Source organism: Kitasatospora sp. NPDC052896 (genome assembly GCF_044547075.1).
Lineage (GTDB): Bacteria > Actinomycetota > Actinomycetes > Streptomycetales > Streptomycetaceae > Kitasatospora.
Genome location: NZ_JBITZU010000034.1, coordinates 11,707 through 30,407, shown reverse-complemented (window position 1 = coordinate 30,407; position 18,701 = coordinate 11,707). Strand labels below are relative to the sequence as shown.

Annotated in this window: 18 protein-coding genes; 10 read left to right on the top strand and 8 right to left on the bottom strand. The window is 72.7% G+C overall.

The window, feature by feature from the left end; all coding sequences use genetic code 11:
* The first annotated feature begins 10 nt into the window (after positions 1-10).
* The 7 genes from ACIGXM_RS34790 to ACIGXM_RS34760 are packed head-to-tail and all read left to right on the top strand — an operon-like array spanning position 11 to position 7,763.
* Positions 11-460, top strand: a complete 450-nt coding sequence (locus ACIGXM_RS34790) for a cupin domain-containing protein (protein ID WP_396568118.1) — start codon at positions 11-13, stop codon at positions 458-460.
* Positions 457-1,659, top strand: coding sequence for a hypothetical protein (locus ACIGXM_RS34785; RefSeq protein ID WP_396568117.1), 1,203 nt, complete (start codon positions 457-459; stop codon positions 1,657-1,659). The genes ACIGXM_RS34790 and ACIGXM_RS34785 overlap by 4 nt, the downstream gene beginning before the upstream one ends.
* Positions 1,656-2,321, top strand: a complete 666-nt coding sequence (locus tag ACIGXM_RS34780; RefSeq protein ID WP_396568116.1) for a DUF6939 family protein — start codon at positions 1,656-1,658, stop codon at positions 2,319-2,321. Before ACIGXM_RS34785 ends, ACIGXM_RS34780 begins: the two co-directional genes overlap by 4 nt.
* Positions 2,322-2,334: 13 nt before the next feature.
* The gene (locus ACIGXM_RS34775) at positions 2,335-3,717 is read left to right on the top strand and encodes a phenylacetate--CoA ligase family protein (RefSeq protein WP_396568115.1); all 1,383 of its coding nucleotides are present in this window, start codon (positions 2,335-2,337) and stop codon (positions 3,715-3,717) included.
* Positions 3,704-5,266: a hypothetical protein gene (locus ACIGXM_RS34770; protein ID WP_396568114.1), complete on the top strand. Its 1,563-nt coding sequence runs from the start codon at positions 3,704-3,706 to the stop codon at positions 5,264-5,266. Before ACIGXM_RS34775 ends, ACIGXM_RS34770 begins: the two co-directional genes overlap by 14 nt.
* On the top strand, positions 5,263-7,002 hold the full coding sequence (locus ACIGXM_RS34765; RefSeq protein WP_396568113.1) for an Ldh family oxidoreductase: 1,740 nt from the start codon (positions 5,263-5,265) through the stop codon (positions 7,000-7,002). Before ACIGXM_RS34770 ends, ACIGXM_RS34765 begins: the two co-directional genes overlap by 4 nt.
* Positions 6,984-7,763, top strand: coding sequence for an HpcH/HpaI aldolase/citrate lyase family protein (locus ACIGXM_RS34760; protein WP_396568112.1), 780 nt, complete (start codon positions 6,984-6,986; stop codon positions 7,761-7,763). The genes ACIGXM_RS34765 and ACIGXM_RS34760 overlap by 19 nt, the downstream gene beginning before the upstream one ends.
* Positions 7,764-7,853: 90 nt before the next feature.
* Here ACIGXM_RS34760 and ACIGXM_RS34755 read toward each other — a convergent pair whose 3' ends face one another.
* On the bottom strand, positions 7,854-9,224 hold the full coding sequence (locus ACIGXM_RS34755; protein WP_396568111.1) for a hypothetical protein: 1,371 nt from the start codon (positions 9,222-9,224) through the stop codon (positions 7,854-7,856).
* 92 nt (positions 9,225-9,316) lie between these two features.
* Here ACIGXM_RS34755 and ACIGXM_RS34750 point away from each other — a divergent pair, with 92 nt between their 5' ends.
* The 3 genes from ACIGXM_RS34750 to ACIGXM_RS34740 all read left to right on the top strand — a co-directional run bounded on the left by ACIGXM_RS34750 (position 9,317) and on the right by ACIGXM_RS34740 (position 12,860).
* Entirely contained in the window at positions 9,317-10,324 is a 1,008-nt protein-coding gene (locus ACIGXM_RS34750; RefSeq protein ID WP_396568110.1) for a JmjC domain-containing protein, read from the top strand.
* 354 nt (positions 10,325-10,678) lie between these two features.
* Positions 10,679-12,385: a proline--tRNA ligase gene (locus tag ACIGXM_RS34745; protein ID WP_396568109.1), complete on the top strand. Its 1,707-nt coding sequence runs from the start codon at positions 10,679-10,681 to the stop codon at positions 12,383-12,385.
* A 268-nt stretch (positions 12,386-12,653) separates the two neighbouring features.
* Positions 12,654-12,860 (top strand): hypothetical protein, encoded by a 207-nt coding sequence (locus tag ACIGXM_RS34740; RefSeq protein ID WP_396568108.1) that lies wholly within the window; start codon positions 12,654-12,656, stop codon positions 12,858-12,860.
* A 118-nt stretch (positions 12,861-12,978) separates the two neighbouring features.
* Here ACIGXM_RS34740 and ACIGXM_RS34735 read toward each other — a convergent pair whose 3' ends face one another.
* The 7 genes from ACIGXM_RS34735 to ACIGXM_RS34705 form a co-directional block, all read right to left on the bottom strand.
* Positions 12,979-13,989, bottom strand: a complete 1,011-nt coding sequence (locus ACIGXM_RS34735) for an ABC transporter permease (protein WP_396568107.1) — start codon at positions 13,987-13,989, stop codon at positions 12,979-12,981.
* Positions 13,986-14,894, bottom strand: a complete 909-nt coding sequence (locus tag ACIGXM_RS34730) for an ATP-binding cassette domain-containing protein (RefSeq protein WP_396568106.1) — start codon at positions 14,892-14,894, stop codon at positions 13,986-13,988. Before ACIGXM_RS34730 ends, ACIGXM_RS34735 begins: the two co-directional genes overlap by 4 nt.
* Positions 14,891-15,301 carry a GntR family transcriptional regulator gene (locus tag ACIGXM_RS34725; RefSeq protein WP_396568104.1) on the bottom strand — a complete coding sequence of 137 codons (411 nt, stop codon included), beginning with the start codon at positions 15,299-15,301 and terminating at the stop codon, positions 14,891-14,893. Before ACIGXM_RS34725 ends, ACIGXM_RS34730 begins: the two co-directional genes overlap by 4 nt.
* Positions 15,302-15,863: 562 nt before the next feature.
* On the bottom strand, positions 15,864-16,184 hold the full coding sequence (locus ACIGXM_RS34720; RefSeq protein WP_396568102.1) for a YciI family protein: 321 nt from the start codon (positions 16,182-16,184) through the stop codon (positions 15,864-15,866).
* A gap of 278 nt (positions 16,185-16,462) precedes the next feature.
* Complete coding sequence (locus tag ACIGXM_RS34715) at positions 16,463-16,909, bottom strand: hypothetical protein (RefSeq protein ID WP_396568100.1); 447 nt, start codon at positions 16,907-16,909, stop codon at positions 16,463-16,465.
* Between the two features lie 260 nt (positions 16,910-17,169).
* The gene (locus tag ACIGXM_RS34710; protein ID WP_396568098.1) at positions 17,170-17,778 is read right to left on the bottom strand and encodes an ester cyclase; all 609 of its coding nucleotides are present in this window, start codon (positions 17,776-17,778) and stop codon (positions 17,170-17,172) included.
* A 102-nt stretch (positions 17,779-17,880) separates the two neighbouring features.
* Positions 17,881-18,663 (bottom strand): SDR family NAD(P)-dependent oxidoreductase, encoded by a 783-nt coding sequence (locus ACIGXM_RS34705; protein ID WP_396568096.1) that lies wholly within the window; start codon positions 18,661-18,663, stop codon positions 17,881-17,883.
* Positions 18,664-18,701 lie beyond the last annotated feature (38 nt).

Sequence of the window (18,701 nt, the reverse complement as noted above, 5' to 3'; positions counted from 1 at the left end):
GAGTCCCGCCGTGACTCAGCTGTTCCGTCCCGAAGAGCACATCGAGAACGTCCTGGAGGGCGTGCGCCGCACCATGTTCGACGACTCCGGGCTGCGCCTGGAGTCCATCACCGGCGTGCCCGGCGCCAGCGGCCGCACCGCCGCCGGACTGCCGATCGGCGTCGACCGGATCATCATGCAGCCCGGCACCGCCTTCCCGCTGCACGTCCACGAGGGCGCCCACCTGCTGTACGTCCTGAACGGCCTGGGCGCGCTGCACATCGACGGCAAGGACTACGTGCTGCGCACCGGCGACTCGATCTACGTGCCGGCCGACTACCCGCACGGTGTCCAGGGGCCGGTCAACGACGAGGAGTTGGAGTTCCTCGCGTTCGGCGTCCCGCACCACCCGATCGACTCGCACACCCGCATGACCATCGTGCGCGAGCAGGAGGCGGTCATGGAGGTGCTGTCCAAGTGAGCACCCTCCCGCTGCCCGTCCCCGACGGCCCGGCCCACCTGCCACTGCGCTGGGACGGCGGCGAAGCCCCGTTCGTCCTGTGGCACTTCGACTTCGGCGGAGGCAACCGCTGGGTGGCGGCCTACACCGGCGAGCTGCACAGCGGCGAACCGATGCCGCTGCGCATCGAGTCCGCCTGCATCTTCGGCCATGTGCTGCGCTCGGCCCAGTGCGACTGCGGCTACCAGCTGGAACAGGCCATGGACAGCTTCGCCCGCAACGGGCGCGGCCTGCTGCTCTACGGCGTCGACCAGGACGCCCGCGGCCTCGGCATCGCCGCGCACTTCGCGATCTACGCGATGCGCCAGCAGGAGAACCTCGACACCGACGCCGTCTACGCGCGCCTGAACGCCCCCGTGGACGCCCGCAGTTACGAGCCCGTGGTGGCGATCCTGCGCCATCTCGGCGTCCCCTCGGTGCAGTTGCTCAGCAACAACCCGCGCCGCGAGGCGCTCCTGCGCGAGGCCGGCTTCGAGGTCGAACTCGCCGCGCTGGAAGCACCGTTGGACATCCACAACATGAGCACCCTGATGCTGGAGAAGGAGGACCTGGGCTACCGCTGGTCCTTCGAGACGCACGCGGACTGGCTGCAGCCGCTGCAGGACGCGGTGGCCGGCGAGCCCGAGCACTCGGTGGCCTGCCTGGCGGTGCCCGGCAGCGGCAGCGCCGGGACCCCGCTGGCCCAGGTCGACAGCGCCGACTGGGACCTCGCCCGGCGCCTCGCGGCCGTCGCCCCCGCGGCGACCCCGGCCGGCACCCCGGTGGTCTACCTCACCGACCTGCCCCGCGCGGACGACCTCGCGGTGTACGCGGGCCTCGGCGCCGCCGCCGTCGTGGTGCCCTTCGCCGACCTGCCCGAGCCGCTGCGCGAGGCGGCCGCCGCCGCCGGTCTGCGGCTGGTCGACTGGGAACGCCGCAACGCCTACCGCGCGCCGCGACCGCAGTGGCGCCTGGAGCACCGGCTGCCCGGCCTGGACGTCTACGGCCGCGAGGGGCGCCTGCGCCTGGTCGCCGCCGGCTCCGCCGCGGCGCATCAGGCGGTGCGCGCCGACTGCGAGCGCGAGCCCGCCCGGTACGGGACCCTGACCCGCACCGGCGACGGCTGGTTCGAGCTGGACCCGGCTCCCGGCGCGCTCGACGCCGTCCTGACGGCGCGATGACCGGCACCACCCGCGCGGTCAGCCGTGCCGAGGGGCTCGCGCTGACCGACCGGAACGCGCTGCCGGTCGACACCGCCCTCGCGGCGCCGGACGGCATGCGCCGCTTCGTCACGCTGAACCCTTTCCACTTCGACCCGCACTGGCGCATCCCGGTCCCCGGCCTGGATGCCGTCTCCTGCTCGGTCGAGAGCGTCTGGCAGGCGCTCAAGCTGGTCGACGGCGCCACCGACCTCACCCTGCTGGCGCGCCCGGCCGTCAAACGCCCCGCCGAGGACCAGCGCGGCGCCGGGTTCGACTACCCGGCCTCCACGCTCAGCTACGCGGGCACCACGATCGACCTGGTGACCGCCCGGTACGCCGTCTACCTGCCCACGTACCTGCACCTGCTCGACCGGCTGGTGCCGGACGCGGTGCTGGACGAGCTGCGCACGGCCCTGGACCAGGGCCGGGACGTCGTCTTCTACGACTGGGACGACAACACCGACATCGAGGACGCCCGGACCTCCTTCAGCCACTCCGCCGTGCTGGCCGCCTGGTTCGGCGGCCGGATCGAGGAGTTCACCGGCCGGCTGACCCGGTGGCGGGCGCTGCACCCGGACTCGGCGCACTGCCTGCGCGCCGACCTCCCCCTCGACCGCTATCTGCGGTTCCACCAGTACTGAAAGGTTGCGGGCCATGCATCTCCCCCGACGACTCGCCGGATCCCTGTACTGGCAGGAGCAGCGGCTGCGCGGCAGAGCAGGCGTCAAGGAGCGCCTCCAGTGGCTGCGCGCCAACCAGGAACGGACGCCCGCCGAGATCGCGGAGCTGCAGTTCGACAAGCTCCGCGCCACCGTCCGGCACGCCTACCGCACCGTCCCGTACTACCGCCGGGTGATGGACGAGCGCGGCATCCGGGACCTGGAGTCGGTGGCAGACCTGCGCAAGCTGCCGCTGCTCACCCGCGACGTGCTGATCAGGGAGCAGGAGCAGCTGGTCTCCTCGGAGGCCGACCGCGCCACCCTGCAGACCAACTACTCCTCCGGCTCGACCGGCCGGCGCGCCCAGTTCCAGCAGGACGCCGACTTCCGGATGTGGATGCGCGCCCACCAGCTGCGCACCTACGAGTGGTGCAGCGGCTGGCAGTTGGGGGACCCCTTCGTGCTGCTGTGGGGCTCGGAGATCTACTGGTCGCTCAAGCAGTTGGTCGACCGGGGCGAGAACCTGCTCTCCAACCGCCGGGAGTTCAACACCTTCCGGCTCTCCCCGCAGCTGGTCACCTCGGTCACCGACGAACTGGTGCGCTTCCAGCCCGCGTTGGTCAGCACCTACTCCAACGCGATGCACCTGATCGCCAAGGAGGCCGAACGGCGCTCGCTGCGGATCCCGGGCCTGCGCGCCGTCCAGGGCACCTCCGAGCCGCTGCCGCCCGCGCTGCGCGCCACTATCGCGCGGGTGCTGGAGTGCGATGTGTACGACAAGTACGGCATGCGCGAGACCAACATCGTCTCGCACGAGCAGCCCGGCGGCGGGGCGATGCTGATCCAGGCCGAGAACGTCTTCGTGGAGTTCCTGGACGAGAACGACGAGCCCTGCGCGGACGGACAGACCGGCCGCATGGTGCTCACCACCCTGAACAACAGCTCGATGCCGCTGGTGCGTTACGAGACCAGCGACCTCGCGGCGCCACTGCCGGCGAGCGCCGCCACCAGCCTGCCCTACCCCGCGATGACCTCGGTCGCCGGACGGCTGCAGGACCTGATCGTCACCCCGAGCGGCGACCACGTGGACGCGTACCTCTTCTCGTACCTGTTCATGCGCTTCCCCGAGGTGCACTGGTTCCAGGTCGTGCAGAGCGAGCCGCACCGGCTCTCGGTGAAGGTCTACACGCCGCAGGGGCTGAGCCGGCAGACCACCGAGACGCTGACCGAGCGCATCCACCACCACACCGGTTTCCCCTTCGCCATCGACTTCGAGTCGCTGGACCGGATGCCGGAGTCCTCCACGGGCAAGTTCCGGCTCTGCGTCTCCGAGCTCGGCGCGGCCGCCACCGCTGGGAGTCCCCATGCCCGAGCTTGACCCCGCCGGGGTACTGCCCTGGGACGAGGCCGCGCTGCCCGCGCCGCCCACGCCCGCCGCGCCGACCCTCCCCTGGGAGCCCGCGCGCGGCGGGGCCAAGGTGGTGGCGCTGACGGACGCGACCGAACCGCACCGCGAGGGCTTCGACCTCGGCCGCTTCGCCACCTGGTTGCGCGAGGCGGACGTGCTGGACCAGGGGCCGATCGAGCTGCCCGGCGCGACCGTCACCCTGCCGTACGGCATGCGGATCATCCGCCGCTTCAACGACGTCGTCGCGGGCGCCTGCGAACAGGCCGGCTTCGAGGAGTTCGACTACCCGATGCTGGTACCCGACTCGGTGCTGGAGCCGACCCGGGAGATCATGCCGCTGAAGGGCTCGCTGCTCTACGCCGGCAGCGACGAGGACTGGGCGGCCGGGCGCAAGCGGATGGTGCTGACGCCCACCGGCGAGGGCGCCGTCTACACGCACTGGGCGAAGATGGTCCGCAGCCGCCGTGACCTGCCGATCCGCGCCTACCGCAAGGCGCGGTACTTCCGGCCCGCGCGCGCCGGGCGCAGCGTGTTCCGGGCGATCGAGGCCCAGGACATCTACGAGTTCCAGGCCTGCTACGCCGACCGGGCCGGTGCCCTCGAGGGCTTCGAGCAGGCGACAGCGATGGCCCGGCAGGTCGGCGGGCGGCTGCACGTCCCGGTGCTGTGGTCCACCCGCCCGCCGTGGACCAACAACACCCAGGTCTCCGACAGGACCATCGGCGGCGATGTCGCGCTGCCGCACGGCGCGACCCTGCAGGTGGGCTGCCTGTACGACCAGGCCCAGCGGTTCTCCCGGCTCTACGGGGTCGGCTTCCGCGAGGGCGCCGAACAGGTCTACACCCACCATGTGACCGGCGCGCTCACCCGGCGGCTGGTGCTCACCCACCTGATGCTCGGCATGGACAGCGAGGGTGAGCTGCTGCTCCACCCCGACCTGGCACCCGTCCAGGTCGCCCTCACCCTCACCAGCGACGATGCCCAGGAGCTGGCCGACGCGCAGGAGTTGGTCACCCGCCTGGCCGCCCGCGGGGTGCGCTGCGAGCTGCGGACCGAGGCGGACCGGCGCGCCGTCGGACGGCTGCACAAGCGCTGGCGGCGCCAGGGCGTGCCGCTGCGGGTCTACCTGCAGGCCCGCCGCGGCGCCGATGACCGCACCCGGGCCGTGGTGGTACGCGCGGACACCCGGGAGGAGGCCGTGCTGCTGCCGGCGGAACTGTCCGCGCTGGCCGAGCTGCTGCCCGGAGCGCTGGCCGAGGTCGGCAACGGGTACCTGCGGCGTGCCTGGGGCTTCGCCCAGCGCCAGTGCCGGACCGCCGACAGCGCGAGCGTGCGGCAGATCCTGACCGAACGCGCCGTCGCCGTGGCGCCGTTGGAGGCGAGCGAGGAGGCGGTGGGCGCGGTGTCGCAGTGGCGGCTCGGCGAGGTGCTGGGGTTCCGCCAGGCGCCGCGGCCGGCGCCGTGCGTCGTCACCGGCCGCACCGTGACGACCGTCGCCTACCTCTCCCCGCGCACATGAGCGTGTTGGAGGGCGCCGAGGTCGGCGTCGGCGCGGACGCGGACGTGAGGACGGAGACGGAGACCGCCCGGGTGCGGGTGGTGGTGCTGACCGGCGCACCGGGGGCGGGCAAGACCGAGACCGGACGGCGCCTGGTGCGCCGCTACCAGGTCCCGGCCGCGCTGATCGACACCGACGCCGTCGCCGACGTCTACCCCTGGCAGGCCGACGAACGGCTCTACGCCGTGCTCGGGCGCAACCTGCGGGCCTGCCTGGACTCCTACCTGGAGTGGGGCGCGCGGGTCGTGGTGCTGAGCGGCGTCATGCTGCCCGGCCGGACGCTGGACCAGTTCGCCGACCTGCTCGCCGATCCCCGCCTGGAGTGGGTCTTCTACGGGCTGCGCGCGCGGCCCGAGCAGTTGGCCGAGCGGATCCTGGCCGACCGCAAGGTGCAGGAGGCGGACGGGCGACTGTCCTGGAGCCACCTGGACGAGGAGGTCGCCACCGTGCCCGGCGTTCGGCAGGTGGAGACCGGCGCGCTGACGGCGGCGCAGGTGGTCGACCTGATCGCCGCGGCCGAGGCCGCCGACCTGCCACCGGGCACCCTCACGGCGCCCGCGCCATCCGGACCGTGGCCGGTGACGCCGGCGGGCGCGGCGGTGGGCGCGACGGAGAACGCGGCGGTGGGCGCGCGGTCCGTGACGCCGGTCAGCGCCGCGGACGCGCGTTCGGTGTGCACGGCCGCGCTCGGCCGGGCCGGCTTTCCGCCGCCCGTCGCCGAGCGGGCCGCCGCCGAGCTGGTCGCGGCCGAGGCGGACGGCCAGCCCTCGCACGGCCTGCTGCGCGTCCCCGAGTACGTCGCCGCGGTGGCGGCGGGCGAGCTCTGCCCGACCGCCCGCCCCCGGGTGCACCGCACCGGCGAGCGCGCGGTGCTGGTGGACGGCGGCCGGGCGCCGGGCGTCCTGGTGCGCCGGCTGCTGGCCACCGAGCTGGCCCGCGCCGCGCAGGGCGGGCCGGTGGTGGTGGGGCTGCGCGACTCCGGGCACCTGGGCCGACTGGCGCCGCTGGGCCGCGAGGTCGCCGGGCAGGGGCTGGTGCTGCTCGGTTTCGTCAACTTCTGCGGCGCGGGCCGCAAGGTCGCGCCGGCCGGCGGCACCGACGGCCGGTGGGCGACCAACCCGCTGCTGCTGGCCTGTCCCGCGCCGCCAGGCGCGCCGCTGGTGCTGGACATGAGCACCAGCGCGGCCGCCGAGGGCGTCGTCCGCGCGGCGCTGCTGGCCGGCACCGAGGTGCCGCCCGGCCTGCTGATCGGCACCGACGGAGCGTCCGTCACCGACCCCCGGCTGCTCTACACCGAGCCGCCGCGCGCCGCGCTGGCACCGCTGGGCGGTGTCGCCGGGCACAAGGGCCACGCGCTGGCCGCCCTGGTCGAGACGCTGGCGGGCGCGGTGGCCGGCGCCGGGCACGCGGCCGCGCCGCAGGGGCCCGGTAACGGCGGCCTGTTCGTCGCCTTCCGGGTCGACGCGCTGGGACGCTCCGGTGCCGCGGTCGGCGCGGCGGTCAGCGCCCTCGAGCAGCACCTGCTGGCCGGCCCGCGGGTGGACCAGGAACGGGCGCCGCGGCTGCCCGGCCGGGCGGTCCGCCCGCCGCACGCCCCCGACCTGCTCACACCACCGGCCGCGCTGTGGCAGCGGATCCGGCAACTTGCCTCCACCGACCCGTCGAAAGGGATCGCACCATGTCCCACCCCCTGCTGAGCCCGGTCCCCAGCCTCGCCGAGGCGGTCGACGCGTCGTCCGGCCCGGCACTCGGCCTCTTCCTGCTGAGCGGCAGCAGCCTGCTCGCCGAACTGTGCGGCACGCTCCCCCTGCAGTGGGTGGTGCTGGACATGGAGGCGTCGGCGATGTCCAAGCAGGACGCGCTGCACATGCTGCAGGCGCTCACCGGGTCGTCCTGCGCGCCGATCGTGCGCGTCCCCTACCTGAACCACCATCTGATCGAGCACGCGCTCGACCTGGGCGCCGCCGGGGTCATGGTCCCCAAGGTGGACACCCCGCAGGCGGCCGCGGCCGCCGCCGCGGCCTGCCGCTTCCCGCCGGAGGGGCAGCGCGGCATCAACCCGGTGCGGGCGTCGGGCTACTTCGCCGACGTCGCGGGCTATCTCTCGCGCGCCAACGCGCGGACCTCCTGCGTGGTGCAGATCGAGTCCGCGCTGGCGGTCGAGAACGCCGACGCGATCGCGGCCACCCCCGGCGTCGACGCGCTCTTCCTCGGGATGGGCGACCTGGCCTGCGCGCTCGGGCAGCCCGGGGTGATGACCGGACCCGCGATGGACGACGCCCGCGCCGCCGTACTGCGCGCCGCCCGCGCCCACGGCAAGCAGGCCGGGATCTTCGCCTACGCGCCGGAGCTGGCCCGCGCCTACGCGGCCGAGGGCTTCGAGCTGATCGCCTTCGGCAACGAGGTCAAGCTGCTGCGCGAGGCGATCCTCTCGGGCATCGACACGCTGGCCTCCTGACGGCCGGACGCACGATGGGTCCCGACCACGCTCCTGCCGGACCGTGGTCGGGACCCATCGGCGTTCCTCCGGTGGTCAGGTGCCCCGGACTCAGGCGCCCCGGACGGTGAACGGGTCGGCCGCGCGCCGGTCCGCGGTCAGCTGGACGTGCAGCTCGCACGCGCCGGCCTCGGCCAGCTCGCGCAGCTCGGGCGAACTCTGCAGGACGACGCCGCGCACCCGCTCACGCAACTCCTCGGTCTGGCGCGGGAACAGGTGCGGGGCGAACGCGGTGACGGCCGTCAGCTCCAGCCGGGCCGGCGCCTCGGGCGTCGCCGGGTGGAACTCCGCCCTGGCACGCGGGGCCGAACCGGGCAACACGTCGTAGGGGGCGATGGCGGCGTGCATCGGCCCGCGCCGCAACTCCGGCAGCGACTCCAGCGCCCCCCGCAGGGCGATCGGGCGGAACGCCGGCAGCCGGCGGCCGGCGTGCTCGACCAGCGGGACGTGCGCGCGCCGGCCGACCAGCGCGACGGACACCTCGCCGGGCTCGCACGGGCTCTCGAAGACCTCGACCAGGTCACCGGTGTCGTACCGGATGAAGGGCTGGTACTGCGAGAACGGGAACAGCTCGGTGAGCACCAGCCGTCCCACGCCCGAGGTCAGCGACTGCTCACCGTCCAGCGAGACCACCTGCGGCACGACATGGACGTCGAAGTGGAAGAGGCCGCAGCGCTCGCAGCGGGTGGCCCCGCCCACCACCTCCGAGAGGCTGTAGCGGTGCACGATCCGCGCGTCGGGGAAGCAGCCGGCCAGGAAGTCGCGGTGCCCGTCGGTCAGGTAGTCGGCCAGCGCGGTGACGGTGCGCGGGCGCAGCCGCTCCAGCAGTCCGGCCGCCTGGACCGCGTGCGCCAGCACGACCAGGTCGTCCGGGGTGCCGCTGAGCTGGATCAGCGGGTCGACGAGGTCCGGGAAGAGCTGGGGGCGGCGCAGCAGGCCGAGCGCCTTGACCAGGTCGCGCTCCGACAACAGGCCGAGCGTCACGCTGCGCTCCACCGCCAACGCGCCGATGGAGTTGCCGTGATGGCGCTTGGAGATGGTGGACAGGTGCACGATGGGCCGTGCCTCGTTCGTCCGCTCACGGGCCCGGGCGTTGAGGCTCGACAGCAGCGCGGTGAGCTCCTGGACCTCCTCGGCGCTGCGGTAGCGGGTGAACGGGTGGCCGGTGGTGCCGCTGCTGTGCATCAGGACGGACGGCGTGCGGTCCGGGTGCCCGACCACCGACATCCCGCCCGCCGGCTCGTACTTTCCGACGACGGGCAGTGCGGCCAACTCGGCCACCGTGCTGACGGCCGTCGCCCGCGGGCGGTCGGCCCACAGCTCGCGGTAGTACGGAATCGCGTGGGCGTGCTCGATCGTGCCCGGCACCAGCTTGTTGCGTATGCGGGTCTTGGGGCCCACCACAGCTTCGGTTATCGACATGCAACAATCTTGACAGCTGTCATAATAAGGAGTCAATATTAGTCACTATCATCTGTCATACACTCGCTCGCACGCTGAAGGTCGAAGGCCTGATGCTGAATGGGGACCTCGTGGCGACCTCGACTCCAAGCGGACTGGCCGAACTGATCGACGACGCGCCGCCCTTCCTCCGCGACCACTGGCGCCGCCGGCCCGCCGTACTGCGCTCCGGCCCCCGCCCCACCGGATCGCTCACCCTGGACGAGGCGGACGCCGCACTCGGCACGGGCGCACTGCACTCCCCGTACGTGGAGATGGTGCGCACCGACCGGATCATCCCGCGCGAGGCGTACACCACCAGCCGCACCGTCAACCGGGTCGACCACCCCGGCTACGCCGACGCCACCCGGATCCGCACGCTGCTGCACGCCGGAACCACTCTGGTGCTGCGCTGCGTCGAGCAATGGCACGCCGGCACCGCGGAGTTCACCCGCCGACTGGGCGAGGACCTGGGCCGCAAGGTGGAGGCGTTCTTCTTCGTCACCCCGCCCGGCGCCCAGGGTCTGCGCCTGCACCGGGACGACGCGGACGTCTTCGTGGTCCAGCTGAACGGCAGCAAGCAGTGGTACGTCCACCAGGGGCCCGACAGCCCACAGTGGCGCCCGGGCCCGGCTTCCGACAGCGAACCGCCGGTGGTGTCACCGCTGTTGCGGGCCGGCGAGGTGCTCTACATCCCGCGCGGCTTCGCGCACTACGCCACCGGCGACAGCGGACTCTCGGTACACCTGTCGCTCACCGTCCGGGACATCGCCACCGACGACCTCCAACGGGCCGCCCAGCAGCTGCTGTTCGACGCCGCACCAGCCAACCGGCGACCGCTGGACGATGACTCCCTGCTCGCCGACGCCCGCGCCATGCTCGATCAACTCGCCACCCGGCTACCCACGTTGACCCCCGAGCAGCTGCTCACCGCCGCCCGCGCCGCACAACGCGCCGAGGCCCTGGCGCAGCCCTCCCCGGGCCTGACCGCCCTCGCCGCCTCCCTCGGAACGCCCCTCGAAACGTCCCTCGAGACGTCCCCCCACGAGACCGGGCCCGACTCCGGTCACGGTGGCTCGTAGCGGCTGGATGCGGAACGTCACCACGGACCACGGAACTGAGCCGGTAGTCGGCCGGGAAGCGGCGACGGATCTCGTAGCAGACCCTGCCCGCGACATCCGTCGTGAGGCGGTCGACCTCGCCCTCGACGAGAGCGTCGCAGCGGCGTCGGACGGCTTCGACAGGGCGATCACCGCGGTGCGCTTCGCCGGGTGCGCCGGCCAGCTGCCCCCGCCCGACCACCAGCGTGGGAGCACTCGGCCCGTGGGCCCTGACCTGGGCTTCCCGTAATGGACCGAGTCGGGCGCGGCTCCGCCACTAGAATAGAATTCTCTGCGATACCCCACAGCTTCACCGAGAGGACGGTCTCCGGTCCCATGCGCTGGTCCCAGCTGTACGTGCCCACTCTCCGGGAGGACCCGGCGGATGCGGATGCGGTGAGCCACCGCCTGCTGGTGAGGGGAGGGTTCGTCCGGCAACTCATGGCCGGCCACTACTCCCTGCTGCCGCTGGCCGTGCGCGTCCGCGCCAAGATCATGGACATCATCCGCGAGGAGATGACCGCGATCGGCGCCCAGGAGTTCGTCCTGCCCGCCCTGCACCCGGCGGAGATCTGGCAGCGCAGTGGCCGCTGGGAGGTGATGGGCGAGGAGATGTTCCGGCTCAAGGACCGCAAGGGCGCGGACCTGGCGCTCGGCATGACGCACGAGGAGATCTTCACCCTCCTGTCCCAGGAGCTGCGGTCGTACCGGGACCTGCCGCAGATGTGGTACCAGTTCCAGACCAAGTTCCGCGACGAGGCCCGCCCGAAGAGCGGCCTGCTGCGGGTGCGCGAGTTCACGATGAAGGACTCCTACAGCTTCGACATCGAGGCCGGTGGCCTCGACCGCTCCTTCGACCTGCACAAGGCCGCCTACGAGCGGATCTTCGCGCGCCTGGGCCTGCCTGCCATCGCCGTCCAGGCGTCCAGCGGCAGCATGGGCGGCAGCGCCTCGGTGGAGTTCATGAGCCCCTCGGAGGCCGGCGAGGACCTGGTGGTCCGCTGCCCCGGCTGCGACTACGCCGCCAACACCGAGAAGGCGACCTCCGCGCTGCCCACCGTGGCGGACGGTCCCGGCCTGGACACGCCGGAGCGGTTCGACACCCCCGACGCCCGCACGATCGAGGAGCTGGCCCGCCAGCACGACGTGCCCGCGGAACGCCAGGTCAAGACGCTGGTGTACGTGGTCGACGAGCAGCTGACCCTCGTCCTGGTCCGCGGCGACCACAACCTGGTCGAGCAGAAGCTCATCGACACTCTTGCCGCCACCGTTGTTCGGCCGGCGACCCCCGAGGAGATCAAGGCGGCGCTCGGCGCCTCCCCCGGCAGCCTGGGCGCGGTCGGCGTCACCGAGCTGCCCATCCTCGCGGACGAAGCCCTGCGCGGCCGTACCGACATGACCACCGGCGCCAACACCGACGGCGTCCACCTGCGCGGTGTGTCGGTCGAGCGGGACATCGCGGTGCAGCGCTGGGCGGACCTGCGCGAGGTCAACGCCGGCGAGCCCTGCCCCCAGTGCGGTACGCCGCTGGAGGTCGTGGTCACCATCGAGGTGGGCCACATCTTCAAGCTCGGCCGCAAGTACACCGAGACCCTCGGCGTCTCCGTACTCGGTCGGGACGGCGAGCGCGTCACCCCGATCATGGGCAGCTACGGGATCGGCGTGGAGCGGGCGTTGGCCTCCATCGTGGAGACGCACCACGACGACAAGGGCATCATCTGGCCGGTCGCGGTCGCTCCCTTCGAGGTGGCCGTCGTCGTCCTCGGCAGCGGCGACGAGAAGGTGACCGAGGCTGCTGAGACGCTGTACCGGCAGCTGCAGGGCGAGCGGGTCGACGTGCTCCTGGACGACCGCAACGAGCGGCCCGGTGTGAAGTTCCGCGACGTCGAGCTGATCGGCATCCCCTACCGGATCACGGTCGGCGCCCGCGGTCTGGCCGACGGCACGGTCGAGGTCACCAGCCGGGCCACCGGCGAGACCCAGTCCGTTCCGGTGGCCGAGGCCGTGGAGCACCTCCGCAAGCTGCTGACCGCCGGGGCGTGAGGTACCAGGTCCTCAGCTGGTCATCCGATGGAACGCCTCCCTGAGTAACGTTTCCGGATAGCACCGAAGGATCTTCGTGACGCTGCGCGCCTGGGCCTGGTACCGGCCCAGGCGCGCAGCTTCGCTTCCGTCCCATCTCCCACCGGCACACGTGGCTGGTAGCCGCGTCGCCTCGACCAGGTCGGGGAGCGGGAACCCAGGCCGGGCTGGCTTCCAGCGCGGTGTCCGGCCCGGCCAGCAGCTGACCCGCGCCGGCGGCGGCAGCAGCGTGATCACCTCAACAGCCGCCGTCACCGCGGGCAGTGGCGGCCCCACCACCCGATGGACGGTCGAGGTCATGCCACCGGACGGCACTGGGGTCACCATCGACGAGACCAACGGCGGCAACGGCTACGACATCCGGGGAGACACGCCCGCACTGACCATCGACCAGCTCATGGCCGCCGCCACGAACCCCAGCTGGCAGCAGCACTGACCACCCGTCCACCGCACCCACCCACCGCCCGGCCGGCCCGGCGCGTTGAAGGTCGCCACCGCCACCGCGCCGGCGGCGGTCAGGTGTCAGGCGTTCGCGCGGCCGGCCCGTGGCCGGGTCAGCCGCGCCGCCGCCGGACCACGGCGATGGTCGCCACGGTCAGCGCCGCCGCCAGGGCCAGGCAGATCCCCGACTCGACCAGTTGCAGCGGCCAGTAGTCCGCGGCGAGGTGCACGTCGGTGAACTCCCGGGTGCCCGGCGCCTCGGCCGGGCAGTTCAGCAGCGCCGTCGCGCAGATGTCGTAGGGCAGTCGGTGCCCGTCCGGGGTGAGGAAGCCCTGTGCGAACCCCCAGACGTCGTTGGGCAGTTCGGAGCAGGCGATCAGTTCGGTGTGCCACCCCCACAGGTGCGGGCGCAGGGTGGCCAGCCCGTACTGGAGCAGCCCGACCACCCCGACGGACGCCGCCATCGCCGGCAGTACCCGGCGCAGCAGCGCTCCGGTGAGCGCGCCCGCCGAGAGCGCCAGGAGCACCGACGCCACCAGGACCGGGCCGCCCGAGGAGAAGAAGACCGTGCTGTACCAGGCGATGCCGGACACGTCGTTGGCGGACGGCTGCCAGAGCCAGCGGTAGAGCAGTGCCAGGAGGCCGGAGCCGATCGCGCCGATCAGTGCGGCCGAGAGCAGCTTGGCCATCACCCAGCGGTCCCGGCCGACCGACTGCGTCAGCACCAGTTTCCAGGTCCCGCGCTCCAACTCCTGGGCCAGCAGCGGCGCGCCGAGGATGGCGCCGAGACCGGCGGGCAGCAGGAGCAGCAGCGCGCCCACCGCCTTGAGCAGCAGGCCGTAGTGGTCGCGGAAGACCATCACGGCGTTCTGCTGCCCGGGGTCCTGGCAGCTCGCGTTCGTACTGATCTCGGCGCAGCCCGCGATGTGGTGGTCGGCGATGTAGGAGGTCATCTGGGCCCGCAGCACCGGGGCGGCGACCGCCGCCAGCAGCAGCAGGACCAACCAGCACCAGAGCACCGCACGGTGCTGGCGCCACATCAGCCAGGCCAGGCCGTGCGGGCCCCGCCCGGTCGGACGGGCGGGAGCGGGGGCGGTGGGGCGGTCGTCCAGGGCGGCGGTCATCCGGCCACCTCCACGGTCCGGGTCGGGCGTGCCTCGGCGGTCAGCAGGGCGGGTACCTCGGGCGTCCGCAGGTGGGCCAGCACCAGCTCCTCCAGGGTGGGTTCGCTCGTTTCCCAGCGGTCGTCCAGCGGGCCGGTGGGGCGCAGCAGCGCGGTGACCTGGCGCCCGCTGGTGCGGGACTCGACCACCTGATGCACCGCCAGAGTGGCGGCGGCGCTCTGCGGACCGATCACCAGCCGGTGCGCGGCCAGCAGTTCCTCGATGTCCCCGGCCAGCCGGACCCGGCCACCGGCCAGCAGCACCAAGTAGTCGCAGACCTCGCGCAGTTCGGCGATCACGTGGGAGGACAGCAGGACGGTCAGCCCGCGCTCGGCGGCTTCGGCCAGCAGCAGTCCCATCAGCTGATGGCGGGCCAGCGGGTCGAGGTCGGCCATCGGCTCGTCCAGGATCAGCAGGTCGGGGCGCTTGCCCAGGGCCAGGGCCAGCGCGACCCGGGTCCGCTGCCCGCCGGAGAGCGAGCCGGCCCGGGCGGAGAGCGGGAAGCCGCCGTCCGCCAGCACGTTCCGGGCCCGTTCCTCGTCCCAGCCCGGGTTGAGTTCCCGGCCCAGGCGCAGCAGGTCCGCCACCGTGAAGGTGGCGTAGAGCGGCTTCTCCTGGGCAACGAAGGCCGTCGTGACGCTGCCGCCGTCGCTCGGCACCCGCCCGGCCACCTCGATCCGCCCCTCGGTGGCGCTCAGCAGTCCGGCGGCCAGCGCCAGCAGGGTGCTCTTGCCGGCGCCGTTCGGGCCGACCAGTGCGCAGATCCGGCCGGCCGGCAGCCGGAATCCGCAGTCCCGCAGCGCCCAGCCGCGCCGGTAGTGCTTGCCGAGGCCGTACGCGGCCACGGCAGGGTGTTGCTCGGTCATCGGTTCCCCTCGATGTGCTCGGTCACGTCCCCGCCGAACTCCCGCTCGACCACGGAGGCGACCAGTGCGGCCACGTCCTCCCGGCTCAGCCCCGCGCGGTGCGCCCTGGCCGTCCAGTCGGCCAGCTCGGCCCGCAGCGGCGAGTCGGAGCCGGCCTCGTCGCGGGCCAGTGAGCGCAACACGAAGGTCCCCAGCCCCGGGCGGGGGGAGACCAGCCCCTCCCTCTCCAGCTCGCGGTAGGCCTTCAACACGGTGTTCGGGTTGATCGCGGTGGCGGCCACCACCTCTTTGGCGGTCGGCAGCTTGTCCCCTGGCGCCAGCAGACCCAGGCGCAGCGCGTTCTTGGTCTGCTGGACGATCTGGAGATAGGTGGCCACGCCGCTGTTCCGGTCGATCCGGTACTCCACGCTTCCACCACCATTCCACTAATGCATTAGTGGAATGGTGGTGGAAGGATGACGTGCCGTCAAGCCCGAGGCGGGGCCGCAGGGGAGCAACGGGCACCGCGATCGACGTGCTCACGCCCGAGGGAAAGCCCTGACCGGTCACCGGCTCTCCGACCTGCGGCCACGTCGGCTGCTGCGAAAGCCCGCCCAGGCGGCCCGCCCGGCAAGGGCCAGCCGTGGGGCCGGGGATCACCGGGTGCCTGTTTCGAGCTGCTGCCGGTCCGATCGGGACCGGGGTCAGCGAGCGGCCGTGGATGTCGTGCTGCTTGACCTCTGAACGCATCGCCTACGGCCGAGTCCGACAAGTGACCCGAGGTGCGCGCGACCGCCGTGGACCGTCGCCGTCTTCCGTCCGCCGGCGTCCTGGGGGTGCGGCCAGGGGCCCGGGTTCAACAACGGCGTCGGCAACCAGTCCGGCCGGCCCTGCCAGCGCACGGCAGCGACGGGGCGGAGCTGGTCGGTTCGCCGGACCACCCGGCCAGGCCGACGCGGCAAGCCCGCGCTCCCGGCTCCTGACACGCGATCACGAACCACCTTCGATGCGTTGCAGAGCGTCGATGTCGAAAGGGCCGATACCGAGCATCTGGTGGACATGCCACTCGATGATCTCGATCGTTGCCCGGCCATCGCGTACGAGGGGATCGCTCTGCGCGACGGCTTCCGCATCCGAACGGGAGCGTGCACGCACCACGTACAGCCCCGTCGCGCCATCCGAGCTGGGCCCCGAGATCAGCACGCTACCCCGTTCGTGCTGGCCACGCATCCAGGCCAGATGCTCCTCGAGCGTTCGCCGCGACTCCATCGCCGGGCGCTCGCCGCGCCTGATCACCAGGTACCAGATCACGATCGCACCACCGTCCAGGGTCTGCCGCTGGACCGCACTTCATCAGAACTTCCCTCTCGTCCGGCAGAACGACTCGCCGACGGACCTTGATGGCGTCCCTTGGATCATCACCTTCGACCACTTCGTGCGCGAGGTCTTCACGGAGCAGGGATGGGAGGCCCCGGTCACCGAAGAGCACGAGCCCTGGGCGGCCTCCAGAGAGTTGTTCTTCGTGCCAGGCCCAGCGCGGTGGTGGGCTCGGCCCGCTCGTGCTGCCGCGCGGTCGAGAGGCCGTCCGGTCAGTGTTCCGGCCCGGGCCGGAGGTCCAGGGGAGGGTTGGCGCCGTCCTTGAATTCCACGGTGGTGAACTCCAGGTCGGTGGTGCCGATGTTCTCCAGATCGTGCAGGAGGTAGTGGCCGGGGCCGAAGGTGTAGTGGCGGGTTTCGCCCGGGGTGTAGTCCACGATGCGGGTGGTGCCGTCACAGGTGTGCTGGAGGCTGCGGCCAGAGGTGTGGGCTGTCCAGAAGTAGTCCAGGACGTGGCGGTGGGCCGCCACCCGCTCGCCGGGGGCGAGCCGGATGCTCCACACCCGCACCCGGGCGGTCTCGCTGAGCAGCTGCCGGCCGACCTGGCCGTTGTCCGCGTTGCGCTCGAACTCCTCGCGCAGCGCGGGCGTCCAGCCCTGGAATCCGTCGGCGATCAGGGTGCCGGCGAGTGGGAGGTCGGACATGTCATCGGTGTTCATCGGGAGTGGTTGCCTTCCGGGTGAGGGGGAGCGGTCCATCCGGTGGGAAGGGATTGCGGGCGTCCGGGCCGAGCGGCGGGTGGTGCGCGGCCGGACCACCTCCGCCGTGATGGCGCCGGGGGCCGGGACGAGGCGGTCGGTGAGCGCGGTGGGGTGGCGGGTGGCCGTCGGGGTGCTGCCCGGCCCGGTGTCGGCGGCGACTCGGGCCGGGCGTGGTGCCGATGGCGGGGGCTGCCAGGGCGTGGGTGGACGGGCGGGGGTCAGCCGTTGATGCCGAGCTGGCTCATCAGGGTCTGGTTGTCCTCGATGTGCCAGTCCTCGATGATCTTGTCGGTGCCGACGTGCTGGATGTCGATGGCGTTGAAGTCGACGCTCTGGCCCTTGCCCTGGACGCCGTTGAAGGTGCCGGTGAAGTGGCCGCGGAAGACCAGCCGGGCGGTGATCTTGTCGCCGGTGACCAGCAGGTCGGACAGTTCGCAGGTCAGGTCGGGCACGGCGGTACGGAAGTTCTTCGAGGCGAAGACCGGGCCGGCGGGGCCCTGCGGGCGCCCGGCCGGCAGGGTGTTGTCCTTGAACTGCGGGCTGATCGCGGCGTCCAGGTACTTCTGCTGGCCGGTGTTCCAGAAGGTGTACAGCTGCTGGGCCAGGTGGACCTCCTGGGCTGCGCGCTTGGCGCCGATCGAGTGGTCCACGGTGATCGCCGTGGGCTGGACCAGGTCGGGCGAGCGGTCGACCAGGCCCTGCGGCCAGGCCTGCGTGGCCGGGTGGTGGCCGTTGTCGTGGGCGTAGGCGACTGCGGCGGTGCCGCCCGCCAGGCTCGCCACCGCCGCGGCGACGGCGGCGGTACGGATAAGGGTGCGGTAACGCATGGGAGTTGCTCCTCGAATCAGCCGGTCACGCTCGCGGTTTCGGGCGTGCCGGGGTGGCCGGCCGGTCCCTTCGACCGGCCGGGCGGAATGGATGTTGAGACGTCAGATCTGGCGCAGTGCGCCGCCGTCGACGGCCCATTCGGCGCCGGTGATCTGGCCGGCGAGGGGGGAGAGCAGGTAGACGATGACCCGGGCGACGTCCTGCGGCTCGCCGAGCCGGGCACTGGGCAGTCGCCGCACCTCGCGCACGAAGTGGTCGATCGCCGCTTCCGGTGCGAGGCCGTACTGTTCGCCGAGCTGCTCGGCGAACCCGCCGGGGGCGTCCCACAGACGGGTGCGGGTCGGGCCGGGGGCGACCACGTTGGAACGCACTCCGCGCGGGCCGAACTCGCCCGCCAGGGTCTTGTTCAGCGACAGCAGGGCCGTCTTGGCGGCGGCGTAGTCCACCAGGGGCACGTCGGGCAGCCGGGCGGCCTCGCTGGTCACGTGGACCAGCGAGCCGCCGTGCTCCAGCAGGGCCGGCAGTGCGGCGCGGGTCATCCGGACGACCGAGTGGAAGTTGAGGTCGAACGCCGTCTGCCACTGCTCGTCGCTCACCTCCAGGAAGCCGGTGCGCGAGGTCAGGCCGCCGACGTTGTTGACCAGGCCGTCCAGGCGCCCGTGCCGGGCCAGGACCCCGGCCACCACCCGTGCGGGCGCCTGCGGATCGGTCATATCGGCCGCGACGGCGCTCACTCGCGGCCCGAGGTCCTCGATGCCCTCGGTACTGCGGGCCGTGCCGACCACGGATGCACCCTCGGCGGCGAGGATGCGCACGGTGGCCGCGCCGATGCCCGCCGAGGCACCCGTGACCAGGAAGACCTTGCCGTCCAGGTGGAGATCCATCAGCTGCTCCTTCTCGTCGGTCGGGTCGAACGCGTCGG

Coding starts and splice junctions, on each gene's coding strand:
- ACIGXM_RS34745 (WP_396568109.1), top strand. CDS start 10,679: ATGCGCTGGTCCCAGCTGTACGTGCCCACTCTCCGGGAGGACCCGGCG.
- ACIGXM_RS34775 (WP_396568115.1), top strand. CDS start 2,335: ATGCATCTCCCCCGACGACTCGCCGGATCCCTGTACTGGCAGGAGCAG.
- ACIGXM_RS34705 (WP_396568096.1), bottom strand. CDS start 18,663: ATGGATCTCCACCTGGACGGCAAGGTCTTCCTGGTCACGGGTGCCTCG.
- ACIGXM_RS34750 (WP_396568110.1), top strand. CDS start 9,317: ATGCTGAATGGGGACCTCGTGGCGACCTCGACTCCAAGCGGACTGGCC.
- ACIGXM_RS34755 (WP_396568111.1), bottom strand. CDS start 9,224: ATGTCGATAACCGAAGCTGTGGTGGGCCCCAAGACCCGCATACGCAAC.
- ACIGXM_RS34760 (WP_396568112.1), top strand. CDS start 6,984: ATGTCCCACCCCCTGCTGAGCCCGGTCCCCAGCCTCGCCGAGGCGGTC.
- ACIGXM_RS34765 (WP_396568113.1), top strand. CDS start 5,263: ATGAGCGTGTTGGAGGGCGCCGAGGTCGGCGTCGGCGCGGACGCGGAC.
- ACIGXM_RS34710 (WP_396568098.1), bottom strand. CDS start 17,778: ATGCGTTACCGCACCCTTATCCGTACCGCCGCCGTCGCCGCGGCGGTG.
- ACIGXM_RS34780 (WP_396568116.1), top strand. CDS start 1,656: ATGACCGGCACCACCCGCGCGGTCAGCCGTGCCGAGGGGCTCGCGCTG.
- ACIGXM_RS34730 (WP_396568106.1), bottom strand. CDS start 14,894: ATGACCGAGCAACACCCTGCCGTGGCCGCGTACGGCCTCGGCAAGCAC.
- ACIGXM_RS34735 (WP_396568107.1), bottom strand. CDS start 13,989: ATGACCGCCGCCCTGGACGACCGCCCCACCGCCCCCGCTCCCGCCCGT.
- ACIGXM_RS34715 (WP_396568100.1), bottom strand. CDS start 16,909: ATGAACACCGATGACATGTCCGACCTCCCACTCGCCGGCACCCTGATC.
- ACIGXM_RS34770 (WP_396568114.1), top strand. CDS start 3,704: ATGCCCGAGCTTGACCCCGCCGGGGTACTGCCCTGGGACGAGGCCGCG.